Annotated in this window: 17 protein-coding genes and 1 pseudogene; 14 read left to right on the top strand and 4 right to left on the bottom strand. The window is 69.6% G+C overall.

Features of this window, described 5'->3' with window-relative positions; genetic code table 11:
* From K4S16_RS44650 to K4S16_RS35055, 11 genes and pseudogenes are all read left to right on the top strand, one after another.
* A partial coding sequence (locus K4S16_RS44650; RefSeq protein ID WP_235037265.1) for a DUF5753 domain-containing protein occupies positions 1–543 on the top strand: 543 nt, incomplete at its 5' end.
* Positions 540–734, top strand: a complete 195-nt coding sequence (locus K4S16_RS35005) for a DUF397 domain-containing protein (protein WP_149263365.1) — start codon at positions 540–542, stop codon at positions 732–734. The genes K4S16_RS44650 and K4S16_RS35005, both read left to right, overlap by 4 nt.
* Before the next feature lie 218 nt (positions 735–952).
* The gene (locus K4S16_RS35010; protein ID WP_160161142.1) at positions 953–2,380 is read left to right on the top strand and encodes a sialidase family protein; all 1,428 of its coding nucleotides are present in this window, start codon (positions 953–955) and stop codon (positions 2,378–2,380) included.
* Between the two features lie 203 nt (positions 2,381–2,583).
* Complete coding sequence (locus K4S16_RS35015; RefSeq protein ID WP_149263367.1) at positions 2,584–3,663, top strand: winged helix DNA-binding domain-containing protein; 1,080 nt, start codon at positions 2,584–2,586, stop codon at positions 3,661–3,663.
* 93 nt (positions 3,664–3,756) lie between these two features.
* The gene (locus K4S16_RS35020; RefSeq protein WP_149263368.1) at positions 3,757–4,356 is read left to right on the top strand and encodes a short chain dehydrogenase; all 600 of its coding nucleotides are present in this window, start codon (positions 3,757–3,759) and stop codon (positions 4,354–4,356) included.
* A gap of 147 nt (positions 4,357–4,503) precedes the next feature.
* The gene (locus K4S16_RS35025; RefSeq protein WP_149263369.1) at positions 4,504–5,100 is read left to right on the top strand and encodes a 3'-5' exonuclease; all 597 of its coding nucleotides are present in this window, start codon (positions 4,504–4,506) and stop codon (positions 5,098–5,100) included.
* Between the two features lie 241 nt (positions 5,101–5,341).
* On the top strand, positions 5,342–5,704 hold the full coding sequence (locus K4S16_RS35030) for a type II toxin-antitoxin system RelE/ParE family toxin (protein WP_235037266.1): 363 nt from the start codon (positions 5,342–5,344) through the stop codon (positions 5,702–5,704).
* 2 nt (positions 5,705–5,706) lie between these two features.
* Complete coding sequence (locus K4S16_RS35035; RefSeq protein ID WP_149263371.1) at positions 5,707–6,054, top strand: helix-turn-helix transcriptional regulator; 348 nt, start codon at positions 5,707–5,709, stop codon at positions 6,052–6,054.
* A gap of 183 nt (positions 6,055–6,237) precedes the next feature.
* Positions 6,238–6,873 (top strand): annotated as a pseudogene (locus K4S16_RS46035) (DEAD/DEAH box helicase family protein).
* Between the two features lie 1,283 nt (positions 6,874–8,156).
* Entirely contained in the window at positions 8,157–8,660 is a 504-nt protein-coding gene (locus tag K4S16_RS35050) for a hypothetical protein (protein ID WP_149263373.1), read from the top strand.
* Between the two features lie 234 nt (positions 8,661–8,894).
* Complete coding sequence (locus tag K4S16_RS35055; RefSeq protein ID WP_200842296.1) at positions 8,895–10,238, top strand: hypothetical protein; 1,344 nt, start codon at positions 8,895–8,897, stop codon at positions 10,236–10,238.
* A gap of 58 nt (positions 10,239–10,296) precedes the next feature.
* Here K4S16_RS35055 and K4S16_RS35060 read toward each other — a convergent pair whose 3' ends face one another.
* Entirely contained in the window at positions 10,297–11,916 is a 1,620-nt protein-coding gene (locus K4S16_RS35060; protein WP_149263375.1) for a GMC oxidoreductase, read from the bottom strand.
* Positions 11,917–12,047: 131 nt separating this feature from the next.
* On the opposite strand from K4S16_RS35060, the gene K4S16_RS35065 reads away from it, so the two are divergent.
* Positions 12,048–13,127, top strand: a complete 1,080-nt coding sequence (locus K4S16_RS35065) for a dihydrodipicolinate reductase (protein ID WP_149263376.1) — start codon at positions 12,048–12,050, stop codon at positions 13,125–13,127.
* 25 nt (positions 13,128–13,152) lie between these two features.
* Positions 13,153–13,644 carry a carboxymuconolactone decarboxylase family protein gene (locus tag K4S16_RS35070; protein WP_149263377.1) on the top strand — a complete coding sequence of 164 codons (492 nt, stop codon included), beginning with the start codon at positions 13,153–13,155 and terminating at the stop codon, positions 13,642–13,644.
* Between the two features lie 47 nt (positions 13,645–13,691).
* On the opposite strand, the gene sigJ is transcribed toward K4S16_RS35070, so the two are convergent.
* Complete coding sequence (sigJ, locus tag K4S16_RS35075) at positions 13,692–14,618, bottom strand: RNA polymerase sigma factor SigJ (protein WP_149263378.1); 927 nt, start codon at positions 14,616–14,618, stop codon at positions 13,692–13,694.
* Positions 14,619–14,842: 224 nt separating this feature from the next.
* Between sigJ and K4S16_RS35080 the strand changes: the two genes are divergently transcribed.
* A complete protein-coding gene (locus K4S16_RS35080) occupies positions 14,843–16,309 on the top strand; it encodes an MFS transporter (RefSeq protein WP_149263379.1) in 1,467 nt (488 codons plus the stop codon).
* On the opposite strand, the gene K4S16_RS35085 is transcribed toward K4S16_RS35080, so the two are convergent.
* Both K4S16_RS35085 and K4S16_RS35090 read right to left on the bottom strand, forming a co-directional pair.
* Complete coding sequence (locus K4S16_RS35085; RefSeq protein ID WP_149263380.1) at positions 16,302–17,576, bottom strand: MFS transporter; 1,275 nt, start codon at positions 17,574–17,576, stop codon at positions 16,302–16,304. The two genes, K4S16_RS35080 and K4S16_RS35085, sit on opposite strands and share 8 nt — an antisense overlap.
* A complete protein-coding gene (locus K4S16_RS35090) occupies positions 17,555–18,730 on the bottom strand; it encodes a glycosyltransferase family 4 protein (RefSeq protein WP_200842297.1) in 1,176 nt (391 codons plus the stop codon). The genes K4S16_RS35085 and K4S16_RS35090 overlap by 22 nt, the downstream gene beginning before the upstream one ends.
* Between the last annotated feature and the right edge of the window lie 184 nt (positions 18,731–18,914).

The raw sequence follows: 18,914 nt of genomic DNA on the forward strand, positions 1-18,914 counted from the left end.
AAGCAGTACCTCCAGTACGAGGAGGCGGCCGACGTCATCAAGATGTACCACGGCAAGACCGTCCCGGCCTTGGCGCAGACCAAGGCATATGCGCAGGCTCTCCTCAAAGCCGCGGGTCGTGCCGATGAAGCCGAGGCTGAAGCTCAGGCCCGGATGAAGCGCCAGGAGATTTTGCTGCGGAAGGAGCCGCCTTACCTGTGGATTCTCATCGACCAAGAGGTACTCGACAACGTCGTGGGCGGTTGCGAAGTCATGGCGGAGCAGTTGCACCATCTCATCGAGTTGGGGGACACCGACCGCGTCTGCGTCCGCGTCGTCCCGCGCGCTTCGGGGTGGCATCCAGGGCACGACGGGCACTTCCAGGTGATGACGATCAATGGTCGGGGTGTTTCCTACGCCGTCGCGCAGGTCGCCGGGCGGTTGATCGAAGCCGGTGACGAGTCAGCCCTACTCGAAGTACGTTTTGACCAGATCGGGGCACTTGCCCTGCCTCGAACGGACTCGCAAGCCCTGATGGATCGGATGCTGAGGAAGTACGAGTGAGCAATTGGCGCAAGAGCTCCCACAGCGGCGGCGGCAATGACGATGCATGCGTGGAGCTGGCGGAGCTGGGCGGTCGGGTGTGGGTGCGGGACTCCAAGGATCCGGATGGGGAACGGCTGGTGTTCGGGCGGGAGGCGTTCGGCGGGCTGCTGGCCCGGCTGAAGCGGGACGACCTCGATCTTCCTCGCTGAGCGGCCGGCGCGGCGGGCCGACCGGTCGGGGAGAGGTCGGAGATGATCTTGATTTCCTCGTTCGCGGGATAGAAGTCGATCTTGGACTGTAGCGTCGGTCGTGCCGTTCCGGCGTCCGCTGGGGCGCGTTGTCCGGTTCATGGCCGCGTCCTGCGGAGACACCCCGATCGAGGATGAGGAAGGCACCTTTGAAACGACCTTCGACGTTAATGGCGGCCATGGCGGCCGCCGTGTTCGCCTTGAACTTCGCGGTTCAATCCGCCTTCGCGGACGGGTCCGACCCTGCCAGTGTGGTGCGTATATCGGGTAAAAGTGCGCTGCCTTCGGGCTGTGGGCAGCCCGAAGGCGACGGTTATGTGCTGAACCCGAACACCGAGGTTCAGCCCATGGTGGCTCGTGATCCGAAGCGGCCGTCGCATCTGGTCGCGGTGTACCAGCAGGACCGGTGGAACAGGTACGGGAGCAATGGAACCGCCACCGCCGTGTCCGACGACAATGGCGCGACGTGGCGTCCGTCGGCGGAGCAGCCCGCGTTCTCCCGGTGCGACGGCGGTACCGCGGCCAACGGCGGCGACTACGACGTCACGACGGACCACTGGGTCACGATCACGCCGTCCGGTGCGGCGGTGACCGCGTCGTTCTCGCTGTCGCGTTCCGGCGAGACGACGGCGATCCTGGTGTCGCGGTCCGGTGACGGCGGCATGCACTGGGATCGTCCGGTGACCCTGAAGCGCGACGACGATCCGCGGTTCTTCAACGACCGCCCCGCGATCACGGCCGATCCGTACCACCCGGGCGTGGTCTACGCGGTGTGGGACCGGGTCGAGACCCGGTCGACCGACACGACGCAGAGCTGGGTACAGCCGATCTACATGGCGAAGTCGACCGACGACGGGCGTACCTGGACCACGAAGAAGGTGTACGACTTCCCGACCAACAGCGGCGTCATCGGTACCGAGCTGGTGCCGCTGGCCGACGGGACGCTGCTGATGGGCATGCACCAGGAGACCGACACCACCGCCGCCACGCAGGTCATCCGCTCGACAGACGGCGGCGACACCTGGTCGGCGCCGACGCTGAACGTGGCGGCTCCGATGGCCGTGGGCATCAAGGTCCCCGACCCCGACAACTCGGGTGACCCCGTGCGCAACGCCTCGCTGCCGCTGCTGGCGGCCCGGCCGGGCGGCAAGACGGCGAACATCGTCTGGCAGAGCCAGGACGCCGACGGCACCTTCCACGTCCAGTACGCGGAGTCCAACGACGGCGGGAAGACCTGGTCCAGCCCGGTTCGCGTGGACAAGACGCCCTCCGGTTCGGCCGTGGTACCGGCGATCGCGGTATCCCCCGGCGGCACCGTGGCGGTCACGTACTACGACTTCCGGAAGAACACGTCCGCCGCCGGCCTGCCCACCGACTTCTGGGCCGTGACCTGCGCGCAGGAATGCACGAAGTCCGGATCGTGGCGCGAGCGGCACATCGAGGGCCCCTTCGACGCGCGGACGGTGCCGTCGACGAGTTCCGGTCGGATGCTCGGTGACTACACCGGCCTGGTCTCGACCGGCTCGGCCTTCGTGGCCGTCTACGGCGTGGCCACCGGCGACACCGCCAACCCGGTGGACATCCACAGCGCGACCTTCTACAACTGAGCGCCGGGGTGCGCCCCGCCGACCCTCGAAGTTCGGGCGGGTCGCACCCCGTGCCCAACGGATCACCGCGTAGCCGCGCCCCTTCCGCAACGGTCGCTGCGGAAGGGGCGTGAGCGCCTTTGGGCTGACGAACGTCCGCCGACCGGCTGAATGTCAGAGCGCCTGCCTAGGCTGTTCCCGGTTCGAGTCCAGGAGATGGGGGCGTGGTGCGGGACATCGACATCGCTCGTTGGCGGTTGCGCTCTCAGCACCTGGTCTGGCCCTACGTCGGGTCGGCGGGTGAGGCGGTGGGATCACTGCTGGCCGTCCAGGCGGAGAACTCCAGCCAGGCGGCTTGGGCCGTGGCCTCCCGCACACGGAACCCCGACCGGGCCGATCTGGCGACCCTCCTCGACGACGGCGCCATCGTGCGCACGCATGTGCTGCGCCCGACGTGGCACTTCGTGCGAGCCGAGGACGTCGGCTGGCTGCTCGACCTGACCGGTCCTCGTGTCCGCCAGGTCACCGGCCGGCAGCTGCGCGATACCCACGGCCTCGACGAACGTGCCATCGACCGGGCGGTCGCCGCCGTCATGGAGGCGTTGGCGAGCCGTGGCCATCTCACGCGCAAGCAGTTGGCTGAGGAGTTGCGCGAGCGCGGTGTCCAGGGCGGCGGGCAGATGCCGGTCATCCTGCTGGCCCACGCCGAGTTGGACGGCCTGATCTGCAGCGGGCGACCCGTCGAGGGCGAACACACCTACGCGCTCATGTCCGAGCGCGTGCCGGCACCACGGCGCCTCGACCGGACCGAGGCCCTGGCCGAACTCGCGCTGCGGTACTTCACCGGGCATGGCCCGGCGACCGAACGGGACCTCGCCTACTGGGCGACGCTCACCCTCACCGACGTGCGTGCCGGCCTGCACCAGGTGCGTGATCGGCTCGACTCGTTCCAGCACGACGGGCGCACTTTCTGGCACGCGCCCGGAGAAGCTCCCGACGGACCGCAGGACCCCGGGGGCCACCTCTTGCAGATCCTCGACGAGACGTATCGCGGCTATCAGGACTCCCGCTGGGTGCTGGACGCCGCCGGCGACGTGCCGCGCACCCGGGAGGCCGCGATCGGGATGGCCCTGGTCGACGCCCAGCTCTCCGCCTCCATGCGACGCACCGTCGGCCGCGACCATGTGCGGTTCGACCTGCGGCCTTACCGGGCGCTGACACGTCCGCAGCTCGAAGCCCTCGACCAGGCCGCCAGACGGTACGGCGAGTACCTGCGGCTCCAACCCAAGGTCACGCTTCTCTGACCGTACGTCCGATCCCGCGGTGCGGCATGCCCTCCCCGTTTGGGACGACCTTTATGGCTGGACTTCGGGACCGTGACGAACGATCATCCCTCCATGAAGATCCTGCTCATCGGCGCGAACGGCACCCTCGGAAGCGCCGTCCACAGCGCCTTGCGGAAGCGTGACCACCAGATCGTCACCGCCTCGCGCTCGGGCTCCGACATCTCCGTCGACATCACCGACCCGGACTCCATCCGGTCGATGTACGAACGGGCGGGCCGGGTCGACGCCGTGGCGAACACCGCGGGCAGCGTTCCGTGGAAGCCCTTCACCGAGCTGAGCGCCCAGGACATGCGAGACGGCCTCACCGGCAAGGCGCTCAGCCAGATCGAACTCGTCCGTCAAGGCAGCATGCTCATGGGCGGGGAGGCCTCGTTCACTCTCATCACCGGCGTCCTCACTCGTGACCCGGTCGTCACCGGCTCGGTGGCGTCCACGGTGAACGGCGCCGTCGAGGCGTTCGTCCGAGCCGCCGCGATCGAACTTCCGCACCGCCAGCGGATCAACGCCGTGAGCCCCACCGTCTTCGCCGAGTCGATGGACGTCTACGGCGACCTGTTCGCCGGTTTCCAGCCCGTCCCGGTCGCCGTCGCCGCCGACGCCTACATCCGCTCGATCGAGGGCCGCCAGACCGGCCAGGTGTACACGATGTGACCCCACGCTCCGGTCCCGCGACGAACCGCCTCCCTCACCGTCCGGACGGAGATCCGCGTTTTCCGGTCTCCATACCTCCTCGCAATTCAGGTGGGCGTCCATAAACGAGTCGCCAGGCCGGGAGTTCGTCGGTAGCGTTGCTTGGCTATGGAAAATTTTGGGCAGTTTCTCAATGTCATTGATGTGGAAGCGACCTGTTGGGAGGGACGTCCGCCGCCCGGGGAGGTCAGCGAGATCATCGAGATCGGGCTCTGCGTGGTGGACGTGGAGGCGCGGAAGCGGGTGGCCAAGCACCGCATTCTGGTCCGCCCTGCCCGCTCGGCGGTAAGTGCGTTCTGTACTGAGTTGACCGGGCTGACCTCGGCCGAAGTCGAGGGCGGGCTCGAATTCAGGGAGGCGTGCGCCCTCCTGGAACGGGAGCATCGGTCGAGGTCCCGCGCCTGGGCGAGCTGGGGTGACTACGACCGCAGGCAGTTCGAACACCAGTGTTCGGGCGGCCGGGTGTCCTACCCGTTCAGCTCGCGGCACACCAACGCCAAGCGGGCCTTCACCGAGTGCTTCGGCCTCCGCAGGAAGCCCGGGATGAGCGCGGCACTTGACCACGCCGGCCTGCCCCTGGAGGGCCGTCACCACAGCGGACCCGACGACGCCTGGAACATCGCCGCCCTGATGCTCGAGATCAGCGCCCGCGGGGCCTGGCCCGGCTCGGACGAGAAGGTATCCCAGCCCACCGGCCGGCGTTGACCATCACGTGACCGTGGCGTGATCGTCGGGCGCGGTCGGTGCGTGACGGAGCAGAACCGGCTGGCCGCCGTGGTGCTGGAACACGACTAGCGGCATCAGTGCGGGCCTCGCACCGATGGGCCTCTCTGCTGATCCTGAGACCCGCCGGAGGCCGCCCCAGCCCAGTTCGCCTGTCAGCACCCGTGGGAGGAGGCAGGAGACTAGGTTAAGGCTATCCTTAAGTTTCGAAGGAGGACCGTCGTTGACCTGGGCCGTGAAAGTGACCGAGGAGTACGCGACGTGGTTCCGTACCTTGATCAAAGAGGATCTCGGCTCTGCCACGCAGGTCGCCCAGGCCGTGGCGGCACTACGGGAAGAGGGCCCGACCTTGGGCAGACCCCTGGTCGACCGCCTCAAAGGCAGCAACCTGCACCACCTCAAGGAGCTACGACCCGGTTCCCGCGGCCGATCCGAGATAAGGATAATCTTCGCATTCGACCCGACACGATCAGCGCTCCTTCTGCTCGGCGGCGACAAGGCGGGCAACTGGGAGCGGTGGTACCGCGACAAGATCCCACTGGCCGAACAGCTCTACATCGACCACACCACCCAAGAGGAGGAGTGACCGTGCCCAAGCGCACTCCGCAGGACTGGGAAACCCTGGAACAAGAACTGCACGCCGCCGGCGTCTCCCCTTCCGAGATCGAGTCCGGAGCACGCAGGCTCCTCGCCGAGACGCGCGGACACCAGCTCGCCGAAGCCCGCAAGCACGCTGGCCTCGGCCAGAAGGACCTCGCCGCTGGCATGGGCGTGAGCGTCGCCCGCATCTCCCAGATCGAACACGGTGAGGTCACCTCCATCGAGGTCATCGCCCGATACGTCGAGGCACTCGGAGGACACCTCGACCTGGTGGCCGACTTCGGCGACCACACCATGAGGCTTCCCGTCACCGACCGGCCCACCAACGCCGCCTGACGCTGCCCCCCAGCCACCACGGCAACCGCACTTGAGGTCAGGACGTGCCGGTGGGGGGCTTTTTGCGGTCTGCGGTGGGCTTGGCTCGGCGGGTTCGGGCGGCGGCGTTGCCGTCCGCGTTGGCCTGGTCGGGAGTCGGCCGAGGCCGCATTGGGACGGAGGGTCAGGAGGTCTTCGTCGCGGATGCGGTCGATCGAGGGGCTGGCCGCCGCCAAGGTCGTCCTGGTCACCGACCGGACGCAGCTGCAAAGGCAACTCTCCAGGACGCTGATGACCGGCGAGGAGATCCAGGAGGCCGCAAGCGTCAAGAAGGCCAAGCGGCTCCTCTCGGAGCACGGGCCGGGCATTGTCGCCGTGATGATCCTGAAGCAACAGGACGTGGCCGCCCGGAAGTCCGACGGGGGCCGAGCGAGACGGCGCCCTCGCTCGGCGAGCTGAAACGCCGACGAGTCGGTCGTCATCCTGAACGACGAGGCGCACCGGTCGCACGGCTCGCGGCTGGACACGAACCTCTTCGAAGCGCTGCCCGACTGCGCACGAATCGGCTTCACCGGTACGCCGATCATCATGGGCAAGAAGAAGCGGACCAGCCAGATCTTCGGCCCGGTCATCGACCGCTACCCGCTCGCCGACGCTGAGGCGGACGGCGCGGTCGTGCGGATCTTCTACGAGGGCAACACCGTCAAGGGCGCCGTCCGCGACGGGCGCGACCTCGACGAGGTCTTCGAGAGATGTTCGCCGAGTAGAGCGAGCAGGAGCGCGAGGCGCTCCAGCGCCGGTACGCCACCCGGGGCGACGTCCTCGAAGCCGAAAAGCTGATCGAAGCCAAGGCCCGGCACATGCTGCGCCACTACGTCGCCGGGGTGCTGTTCGGCGGGTTCAAGGCGCAAATCGTCGCCAACGGCAGGGGGCGACGATCCGCTACCGCGAGGCCCTGATCAAGGCCCGGGACCGGCTGGTCGCGGAGGCCGAGGCGATCCCGTCCCGGCTGCATCGAGGTCAACCGGGGCCGGGATCCCGGCCGCTACCGGATGCTGAGCGAGCGGCTCGAAGAGATCCTCCACGATACGCCGACAACTGGGAACAGCAGGCGGCTCTGCTGCCTCCTCCGCGACCCAAGCCAGAGCGGGCGCTATGGATACGTCGCTGCGTCACCTCCGGCACACCTCCGCATCAGCATGATGTTGCAGTCATAGATCGTCACTGTCGGTGACGGAATATACTTTGTAAAGCCTTATCAAGGAACGTAGATGCTCTTCGCTCCTGTCGGAGTGCTTACTACTGCCGGTAGTTGTCGACGGCGTCGCGCTGGAATGCGACCGTACTCACGGGTATCTCGATGACGAGCCATCGCTTGACGTCTGACCGTCGCATGTAAAGCGTCCGACTCGCCACGTAATGAGCAGTTCTGCATGATTCGCACGCATGATCGAAAACACTAATCATGATCGTTTGCTCACTCTTAGTAGTGATATGGGCGACATCGGCGACAAGGGGCAACGTGTGCGCAACTTTGGGGCCGTGGAGGAGTAGAGTCGTTGCCTAGTGCGGAAACGCGACTCTTCCGGTCCTGTCACGCTGTCCTCGCCGGGGTGGCAGACGCTGCGGAGCCAGTTGACCGAACGCGGTCCGGGCAGAACGCGGTTCGGGGAGCGGGTGGGCCAGGAGGTATCGATAAGCGGCACTTCGTGATCAGTCCAGATGGGGCTCACGGCATTTCCTGTAAGGGGAACTAGGAGACGGACCCGGCCGTGGCCCTTTTCTTATAGATCTTGTCCGGGAAGCGAAAAGCGGAAAGCCCGGATAAGCCGAGGGCCGTCATCCCTACCGCCGGTTGTTGGCGCAGCTCACCGGTAGGTTGACGGCCCTCACCCCGCAAGACCCGTCCCGATTTCACTAGAGGAGAGCCCTGGGGTGGTTTTAATGCATCACAGGAGCGTTGGTGCCGGGAAAGACTCGGCACTACCCATACCTGAGCACATTGTGGTTCCACCGTACGGCAAAGCCGCACAGGTTGATACCTACTCCGCCGCTTTGTTGGGGAGCATGTCCGATGCCGGTCCGTGCCGCACCGCGGCGCAGAGCGGGGAGGCGAGGCGGCGGTGACCTGGAAACAGGGGTGCAGCCTGGTCGCACTCGCGGCCGGCACCCCCGCTGCCGCCGCCGTGGCGGTGTTCGAGGCGACCGGTGACCCGGCATTGGCCCGGTGGGTCGCGGGCTGCGTCGCCGTTGTGGCGCTCTTCGGAGCCGTCGCCGCGCTGCTCCAACCCGCCCTGCCAACCTGGCTCCAGCACCGCACCGAATATCGGATCGCGCGTGACGAGGGCCGCGAACGGCGCCGAGTCACCAGGGCCGCCACTCGCTCGTGGATACCGCGCGGAGGTTCCGAGGCGGTTGTCAAGCTGCGCCGGGACGCCCGTGCCTACGCCAAGGATCGAGGATGGAGGGGGCCCACCGCCATGGTCGACGTCATGCGCGCCACCCGCGACCGCGGTGGCACCGTACGCAGAACGCGTTCCGGGACGGCTCGTAAGAGCGGCAACGTCACCGAACTGGAGAACAAGCGGCGCGCCTCCGGTGACACCTCCACCGGACCGTCTCGCTGACCCTTTCGGTCGTGGCCCGTCCCTGCGGGTACGGGCCACGGCCGACCGCTATGCGAATCCGGGGGCCTGATCGCGCCGGAGGTCGCCCGGCGTAGGAGCGCGCCTCTTGGGCTTCTAGACGGCGGGCTACGCGGAAGACCGGATGGCGCTGCCGCCCGTCCGCGCGACGAGCACGAGGGGCCGGATGCGGTCTCGTCATTCCATTGACCGACCGGACGGTATGTAATGCGCTTCATGCGCATTCGTCCCCTCGCCGTTCTCTCCGCGCTGGTGCTCTCCGCGCTCGTTCCGGCTGGTGCGGCCCGTGCCGACCGCGTTCCCGGCGACCAGCCGCTCCCCGGGTACACGATCGTCAATCCGCCGCTCGCGCCCGTCCAGGTGCACGGGGAGCCGTCGCGGGTGATCCAGGGCGTCCACCGCCATGCGGCCTACGACATCGAGGTGCCGCCGCAGTGGAACGGCAAACTGGCGCTGTGGGCCCACGGCTATGCCGGGCAGGGGAAGGTGCTCACGGTGGGGCCGCCCTCGTTCGGCCTGCAGCAACGGCTCCTTGACCAGGGGTACGCGTGGGCCGCGTCGTCCTACTACGACAACGGGTACGACGTCCGCGCGGGCGTGTTGAGCACTCGCGACGTGGCCGAGCTTTTCGCCGCGAAGGTGGGGCGGCCCAAGCAGCGCATCATCGCCGGGGTCTCCATGGGCGGGCACATCATCGGACGCTCGCTGGAGCAGTTCCCCGGGTATTACGACGGCGCGCTTCCCATGTGCGGGGTGCTCGGCGACGACGAGCTGTTCGACTACTTCCTCGACTACAACCTCGTCGCCCAGGCCCTGTCCGGCGTCCGCGAGTACCCGGTCACCGAGCAGTACGCGACGGTGACCGTCCCGAAGATCGAGGCGGCGCTCGGGCTGACCGGGCTGCAGCCGGGCGGGCCGGACACCACTAACGAGCGCGGGAAGCAGTTCCGCTCGATCGTCGTCAACCGGACGGGCGGGGAGCGTCCCGGCGCTGTGAACTCGTTCGCGGTCTGGAAGGACTTCCCGTTCACGCTGGCCGAGCCTCCCAAGCCGGACGCGACCCTGGCCGAGGAGCCGGGGCAGCTGGGGACGAACCTGTTCACCCGGTACGAGCCGAACAGCCCGGTCGACGTGAACAGGACGGTCCAGCGGGTGCGGGTCCAGAACCTGCCGGCGCGGCTGTCGAACCGGCTGTCCCAGGTTCCGCGCATCAACGGGCGTCCGGACGTCCCGGTCCTGAGCCTGCACGGGCTGGGGGACCTGTTCGTCCCGTTCTCCATGGAGCAGATCTACGCGAAGGAGGTCGCGCGGAACCACCGGTCGAGGCTGCTCGTCCAGCGTGCCGTCCGCACGACCCAGCACTGCGAGTTCTCAGGCGGTGAGGCGGGCGCGGCCTGGGACGATCTCGTCCGCTGGATCGACAGGGGAGTGCGGCCCGCCGGGGACGTGGTCACGAGGCCGTCGGTGGTGGCGCGTCCGGACTTCGGCTGCCGGTTCAGCGATCCCGCCGCCTACGCGGCCGGCACGGGGACGCGGCGGCTGTTCCCCGCCTGCCCGTAGAGCCGTGCGCCCGTGGAAGGGGTCCGGCCACACGCGCCCGTGGCCGGATCCCGGTGGATCACAGGTCGGTGGCGATGATCTTCTCGATGTTCCGCTCGGCGAGGGCGGTGATGGTGACGAACGGGTTCACGCTGGTGTTGCCCGGGATGAGCGAGCCGTCGATCGCGTAGAGGCCGGGGTGGCCGTGCAGGCGGCCGTAGTTGTCGGTGGCCTTGTTCAGGACGGCGCCGCCGAGCGGGTGGTAGGTGAGGTGGTCGCCCCAGATCTTGTAGGTGCCGAAGAGGTCGGTCCGGTAGATCGTCCCCTCCTTGCTGTTGATCTTGTCGAAGATCGTCTTGGCCATGTCGATGCTGGACTGCTTCCAGGACTTCTGCCAGTTGAGGTCGACGCGTCCGGCGGAGGCGTTCCACGAGAACTCGGCCCGGTGCGGAGTGTTGGTGATCGACAGGTAGAACGAGGCGTACGTCTCGATGCCGGTGGGCAGCGGCGCGACCTCGGCGAACGCGCCGCCGGCGTCCCAGTTGTCGATGCCGCCCGTGGGCATGGACGACTGGAGGCTGCCGGTCGGGTCCCACATGTGGTTGGCGCGGCCGACCATGACGTTGCCGTTGTCGCCCCAGCCCTTGCCGACCTCGCCGTTCAGGTTGGGCAGCGCGCCGGTCGCCTTGAGCTTGACCAGCAGCTTGCTGGTGCCGACGCTGCCGGCGGCGAAGAACACCCGGTCGGCGGTCACCGTCTTGGTCGCCACGACGTTGCCGGTGGTGTCGATCTGCTCGATGGCGACCGTGTATCCGCCGCCGGACGCGGGGGACACCGACGTGACCCTGTGCTGGGCCGAGATGGCGACCCGGCCGGTGGCCTTGGCCTGCGCCAGGTAGGTCTTCTGGAGTGACTTCTTGCCGTAGTTGTTGCCGTAGAGGATCTCGGTGTTCAGCGCCGACCTCGGGACGGCGTTCGCCGCCTCCTGCTTCATGTAGTTGAAGTCGTAGACGTTCGGGACGTAGACGAACTCGAACCCCGAGCGCTCGGCGTGCTTCCGTCCGACCCGGGCGTACTGGTAGCAGTCGGTCGTGTCGAACCAGGCCCGGTCGATCTCGTTGACGCCGAGCCCGGAGTTGGCGCGCGGGTAGTAGACGTTGTACATCTCGTCGGCGTTCACCGAGGGGAGGATGGCGCTGAAGCGCGAGCGCTTCGGCGTGACCGCCATCCCGCCGTTGACGAGGGAGCCGCCGCCGACGCCGCGGCCCTGGTAGACGAGGATGCCGCCGAAGTCCTCGGCGTCCAGGATCCCGGTGTACTTGGGGACGTCCTTGTCGATCGGGAAGCCGAGGAAGTTGCTGATGGGCTGCAGGGTCCGCGTCCGGAGCCAGTAGGCGCGGTAGTCCGGCGACTTCATGCCCGAGAAGATCTTGCCGTCCGAACCCGGGGTGTCCCAGGTCATGCCCATCTCGACCATGTGGACGTCGACGCCCGCCTGGGCGAGGCGCAGCGCGGCGACCGAGCCGCCGTAGCCGGTGCCGATGACGAGGACGGGTACGCGGGCGCCGTTGGCGATCGGCGCGGGGGCCGGGGCCGCCGCGGCTCCGGTCCGACCGAGCAGGCCCAGCCCGACCATAGAACCGGTTCCAACGATGAAACCGCGACGGGACACGCGAAGGGACGGGGTGGTGTCACTCATGTGACCTCCCTCACTCGTGAGATTAGAACGTGTTCTATATGGATTTAGGGGCCGCGTCACGAGCTGGGGGAAAGATTTACGTGTCCACATGTGGCTACCAAGTGCTTGCTTGGTCCTGGTACATTCCGCGCATGATCTCCGTGGTCGTCTGGGGTACCGGCAACATGGGACGGCTGGCCGTGCGGGCCGTCGAGGCGAATCCGGCGCTCCGGCTGAGCGGCGTGATCGTCCACGATCCCGGCAAGGTCGGACGGGACGCGGGCGACCTCGCCGGCCTCGGCCGCGACCTGGGCGTCGCGGCGACCGCCGACGTCGAAGCCGTGCTCGCCGACCGTCCGCAGGCCGTCGTGTACGCGGCGTCCGGCGACATCCGCCCGGACGACGCGCTCGCCGACGTCCTCAAGGCGATCCGCGCCGGGGCGGTCGTCGTCACACCCGCCCTGTACGCCCTCTATGACCAGCGCAACGCGCCGCCCGAGATGCGCGCGGCGGTGCTGGACGCGATCGCCGAGGGCGGCGGCTCCCTGTTCGCCTCCGGCGTCGACCCGGGGTGGGGCAACGACGTCCTGCCGCTGCTGGTCAGCGGCCTCGGCGGCACGATCGACGTCGTCCGCTGCCAGGAGATCTTCGACTACTCCACCTACGACCAGCCCGACTCCGTCCGGTACCTGGTCGGCATGGGGCAGCCGATGGACTACGAGCCGCCGATGCTCGCCGCGACCGTCCCGACCATGGTGTGGGGCGGCCAGGTCAGGCTGATGGCCCGCGCCCTCGGCGTCGAGCTGGACGAGATCCGCGAGACCGTCGACCGGCGCCCGCTCGACGCCACGATCACCACCGTGTCCATGGGCGAGTTCGAGAAGGGGACGCAGGGCGCGGTGCGGTTCGAGGTCCAGGGCATCGTGGGCGGCGAGCCCCGCATCGTCGTCGAGCACGTCACGCGCATCCACCCGTCCTGCGCGCCCGACTGGCCCGTGCCTCCGGACGGCGACGGCGCGCACCGCGTGGTCATCGAGGGCGTCCCGCGCATCGAGGTCACCGTCGAGGCCACCGACGAGCACGGCAACCGCGCCGCCGGCGGGAACGCCACCGCCGCCGGCCGCCTGGTGAACGCGATCGACTGGCTCGTGGACGCCGAACCGGGGCTCTACGACGCGCTCGACGTTCCCGTCCGTCCCGCCGTGGGCAAACTCGGCAGGACGGCGCCATGAGAGGCGTCAGCAGAAGGGCAGGCCCGTGAACATCGAGATCCCCGAGGGCAAGGACCCGATCCAGTACGTGTGGGGCGAGATGGTGCCGGGCATCGGCCCCGCCGCCTCGAACCTCTCCCTCGCCGTCTACGCGCACACCACCCTCGGGCTCCGCGAGTTCGAGGCCGCCCGGCTGCGCGTCGCCCAGCTCAACGGCTGCCTGTTCTGCCTCGACTGGCGGACGGAGCGCGACGGGCAGAAGGTCGAGGAGGGGTTCGCCGACGCCGTGACCGAGTGGCGCACCACCGACGCCTTCGACGACCGCACCCGCCTGGCCGCCGAATACGCCGAGCGATACATCCTCGACCACCACGGCCTGGACGAGGACTTCTGGACCCGCATGGCCGCCCACTACACCCAGGCCGAGATCGTGGAGCTGAGCATGTGCATCGGCTCCTGGCTGGCCTTCGGCCGCCTCAACCGCGTCCTCGGCCTAGACGCCATGTGCGTCCTGCCCCATTCCGGCGCCACCCCCTGAGACGACCACCGAACGGTGAGGCGCGGGGCCGCCCGTGAGCCGCGAGTTCAGTCCTCGTCCTCGATCTCCTCGTTCTCCTCGATGTGGGTCAGTTTTTCGGGGTTGGTGACCGCGTAGACGCCGCGGACGTGGTAGCCGTCCGGGTCCAGGTCGAGGACCATGACGGCGAACGGGGCGTTCTTGTCGAACAGCACCGCTGACGGGTCGCCGTTGACGGTGCGGTAGCAGATGTCCAGCTCCAGGGGCGCGCGGCTGGTCGTCCCGGCGATGACGCGCGCCACCCGGTCGGCTCCCTGGATGGGGCGCAGGGCCGCCACGCCCCTGGATTTGCCGCCGCCGTCCGTCCACAGCGTCACGTCGGGGGCGAGGATGTCCATCAGTGCGTCGAGGTCGCCGCCGAGGGCGGCCTGGAGGAACCGCTCGGTCGCCTTCCGCTGCACCTTCGGGTCGGCCTGGTAGCGGGGGCGGCGGGCGTGCACGTGCTCCCGGGCGCGGTGCGCGAGCTGGCGGACCGCCGATGGGCTGCGCTCCAGGATCTGCGCTATCTCGGTGTGCGCGTAGCCGAACACCTCGTGCAGGACGAACACCGCCCGCTCCAGCGGTGTGAGCGTCTCCAGGACGACCAGGAGCGCCATCGAAACCGCCTCGGTGCGCTCGGCGGACTCGTCCACGTCGTCGCGGGTCACCAGCGGCTCGGGCAGCCACGGCCCCACGTACGTCTCGCGGCGGCGCCTGATCGCGGCCTGCCGCGACAGCGCCGTGTTGACCGCGATCCGCACCAGGTAGGCGCGCGGGTTCTCGATCTCCCCGGGGGCGTCGGCGGCGCTGCGGGACGCCCATGCGAGCCAGGCGTCCTGCAGGACGTCCTCGGTGTCGGCGACGCTCCCGAGCATGTTGTAGACCACCGAGAACAGCAGCTCCCGGTGCCCGGCGAACACCTCCGTCGCGATGTCGGCGGCTGTGCCTTCGGACATGGCTCGACCTCCTCTGCGCTCACCCCTCTGAGCGCGGCCGGCCCCCCGAGTGTGACATCCGCTACCCGATTGTGACCTGACCCACATTCCCGGGCCGCCGCGTCACACTCCCGCCCTCCGATCCGCTCATGGAACGCGAACCGAACCGACCCGGGGGAGCGAACGAGCCCCCGAGCGTCCCGCGCCGAAGGTCACCGGCGCGGGCCCATCGACCGGAGGCCCGCATGACCGAATCCCCTCCGTCCCTCCTCGCGACGGGACGCGGCAAGCTCACCCTGACCCTGCTGTGCGCCATCGCGTTCCTGGACTTCATCGACGCCTCGATCGTCAACGTGGCGCTGCCCGCGATCCGCGCCGACCTGGGCTTCTCCGTCCAGGACCTGCAGTGGGTCCCGTCCGGCTACCTGCTGACCTACGGCGGCTTCATGCTCCTCGGCGGCCGGCTCGCCGACCTGCTCGGACGCCGCCGGATCGTGGTCGCGGGCACCGTGCTGTTCTCGCTGTCCTCGATCGCGGGCGGGCTCGCCGCCTCGCCCGGGACGCTCGTCGCCGCGCGGCTCGCGCAGGGCGTCGGCGCCGCGCTGATGCTGCCCGGCACGCTGTCGATCCTGACGACCACCTTCAAGGAGGGCGGCGACCGCGCCAAGGCGCTCGGCGTGTGGGGCGGCGTCGGCGGCGGCGCCTCCGCCGCAGGGGTCCTGTTCGGCGGGCTGCTCACCGACGGGCCCGGCTGGCGCTGGGTGATGCTCGTGAACGTCCCGGTCTGCGTCCTCGTCATCGCCGGGCTGTTCCTGCTGGTCGAGGGCGACCGGCGCGGCGCCCGGCTCGCGGGCTTCGACGCGCTCGGCACGGTCCTCGTCACCGGCGGGATGCTGCTGCTGGTGTTCACCCTGGTCAAGGCCCCGGAGGTGGGCTGGGACGCGGGCCGCACGATCGGCGGCCTCGCCGGTTCCGCCGCGGTCCTGCTGGCCTTCCTGGTCACCGAGCAGCGCGGCCGGAACCCGCTGCTGCCGCTGTCGATCTTCCGGATCCGGGGGCTGGCCGCCGCGGACGTCACCCAGCTCGTCGCGGTCGCCGGGTTCCTGTCGATGTTCTTCTTCCTGAGCCTCTACATGGTGAACGTCCTCGGCTACTCGCCGCTGGAGACCGGCTCGGCCTACCTGCCGCTCTGCGCGGGCGTGGGCGTCGCGGCGGGCGCGTCCGCCCCGCTGATCGCGCGCGCCGGGACGCGGCCGGTGATGATCTTCGGGCTGCTGCTCGCGGCCGCGGGCATCTACCTGCTGTCGCGCGTCCCGGTGGACGGCCACTACCTCGCCGACCTGCTGCCCGGCCTGATGGTGACCTCGTTCGGGCTCGGCTTCACGTTCGTGGCCGTCACCACAGCGGCCAACGCCAACGTCCCGCCGGACAAGGCAGGGCTGGCGGCGGCGCTGCTCAACGCGTCCCAGCAGATCGGCGGCGCGCTCGGCCTGGCGATCTTCTCGGCGGTCGCCACCGCCCGCACGAACGACCTGCTGGCCGACCGCAGGCCCGTGCCCGAGGCGCTCACCGGCGGGTTCTCCCGCGCGCTGCTGGCCAGCTCGCTCTTCCTGGTCGCTGCGGCCGTCGTCGCCCTCCGCGCCGCCAACAGCCGCGGCGAGGCGTCCGCGATGGAACAGGAGAAGAAGCCCGGCCCCGTCCCGGTCACTTAGCGGAGAGGCCATTGCCGCCGGGGACGCGGATCAGGGACGCCCCGAACAGCACGACCAGCCCGGACATCGCCAGCACGAACTGCGACGGCGACAGGCCGAGCGGGGCCGCGCCGGCCTTCCTCAGGAGGTCGGCCGCGGCCCCGGCCAGCAGCGCGGCCAGCGCCAGGCCGAAGCGCAGAACGGCGTGGAAGGCCGTGAGGGCCAGGTTCCGGTTGGCCCCGCTGAGCGCCTCCTGGAGGTAGGTGATCCCGCCCACCAGCGCACTGGTCGCCGCCGCGCCGAACAGCACGGCCCCGATGAACGCCCAGGTCACCGTCCCCAGCAGGGCCATGAGGAAGATCACCACACCCTGCACGGCCGTCCCGGCCCGGATCTGCACCGACAGGTTCCGCACCTTGCGGTGGATGATCAGCAGCCCGACGAGCGCGCCCACGCCGAACAGCACCACGAGCGTCCCGAACCCCACCGGGCCCGCGGTCAGGACGTTTCGCACGAACACCACGCCCAGCGAGAACAGCGCCCCCAGCCCGAGCGACACCACCGCCACCCCCGGCAGGACGCCGCGCACCACGGGCAGGCGCAGGCCCGAGAGCAGGCCGCGGGACGACGTCTCCTGCTCGGTGCGCTCCATCTCCCGCCGCTCGGCGGGCCCCGGACCGAGGTCGGGGATCGAGCGGATGGCGAGGTAGCAGATCAGGTACGTCAGGGCGTCCAGCCAGAACACCACCGCGTAGCGCCAGTTGCCGTGCAGGCCGATGTTCTCCGAGAACAGCAGGATCAGGCCGAACGCGCCGGCGCCCACCGGGATCATCCCGTACGAGGTGGCCATCGTGATGCCGTTGGCGATCTCCAGCGTGCCCGTGTCGTGCCGGTTCTCCTCGTCCTCGATGAGGAACGGGATCGACGCGTCCCGGGCCGGCAGGAAGATCAGCCCCGCCACCTCGATCATGAAGGCCCAGAAGTACACCCACCCCAGCCACGGCACGATCGGCAGCGCCAGCGCCATGCCCGTCTGGACGAGGGTCGCCCACATCATGACGCTGCGCCGCCGCCAGCGCGTCACCACCCGCGCCGCCACCGGCGCGCCCAGCGCGGACGGGAGCAGCCGCAGCACCAGCACGCCGCCGACCGCCGTCGTGGAGTCGCTGAGCAGCAGCACGAAGTACATCAGCGCCAGGGTGCCCATCCAGTCGCCGAACGAGGAGACCGTCTGACCGACGATGAGCCGCCGGAAGTCGCGCTTGTTCAGCTGCTCCCTGAGTCCCATGCGGGCTCCATCCCCGGTGTGTCGTGCTTCGGCGGCGCTTCGGGGGCGGAGTCCTTCAGCAGGCCGGCGAGCCGGGCCGCGGCGGCGTCCCAGCTCCACCGCTCGCACGTCCACCGCCGTCCGGCGGCCCCCATCGCGGCGGCGCGCTCGGGGGAGCCGAGCAGGCGGTGCAGGGCGAGGGCGATCTCGTCCGGGCCGGCGGCGTCGACCAGCACGCCCGTCCGGCCGTTGATCAGGGACTCGGGGCTGCCGCCGGACCGCCCCACGACCACCGGCAGCCCCGACGCCGACGCCTCCAGCACCGACAGGCCCAGCCCCTCGGTCTGGAGCCCCGCCCGGTCGTCGCGGCACGGCAGCGCGAACACGTCGGCGGCGGCGTAGTAGCGCGGCAGCTCCGCCGCGGAGACGGGCCCGGTCACCGTGACCGTCCCCGGCACCTCCCGGTCCGCCAGCTCGACGAGCCTGCGCCGCATCGGACCGTCCCCGACGATCACCAGCCGGGCGTCCGGACGGCGCCGCACCACGTCGGCCCACGCGCGGATCAGCATGTCGTGGCCCTTGCGGCGGACGAGCCGCGCGACGCTCAGCACCACCGGCCCGTTCCCGAGCCCGTGCCGGCGGCGCACCGCCGACCCGTCCAGCCCCGGACGGAACCGCACGGTGTCGACGGCCCCGGCGAGCCGCGCCAGCCGCGTCCGGTCGCCGACCGCGGCCTGGAGCTCCGGCAGCGTGGTCGCGCTGAGATGGGTGAGGACGTCGAACGACCGCGCCGCCGCCCGGAGCGCCACCCGCGTCGGCGGCGCCCGGAACCACCCCAGCTCCTGCCCGTGGGCGGACCCGACCAGCCACCGCACCCCGGCCGCCCGCACCAGCGGCGCGTACATCCCGAACGGCGCCGCCGCCGTGATCCACCCGGCCTCGACCCGGTGCCGGACGACGAGCCGCCGCAGCCCGCGGAACAGCAGATACCCGTGCCGCCGGACGACGGGGAACGCGAGGGCCGCGTCGAACTCCGCGGACCCCGGCCACGCGGGCGCCACGACGACCACCCGGTCCACGGGCAGCCGCCGGACCAGCTCCCACGTGAACGTCTGAACGCCGCCGGGCTCCGGTGGAAAGTGCCCGGTCAGCACCAGCGTCCGCGGTATCTCCATGCGACGACGATTTCCCGTCTAGAGGCCCCCCAACCAATCCACCAGGCCACTGACCGCTTTGTCGCTTTTGCGGCTCCCTGGCCTGACTCGTGCGATCCGGCCGAAGTCCCACAACATCCTTAAAAGGAACGTCAGAACGTCAGGGGTAAATGTCATGATGTGGCAAAGGCGCGACAGGCGGGCG

It is taken from the genome of Actinomadura sp. K4S16 (assembly GCF_008327685.1).
In the GTDB taxonomy this organism is placed as follows: Bacteria; Actinomycetota; Actinomycetes; order Streptosporangiales; family Streptosporangiaceae; genus Spirillospora.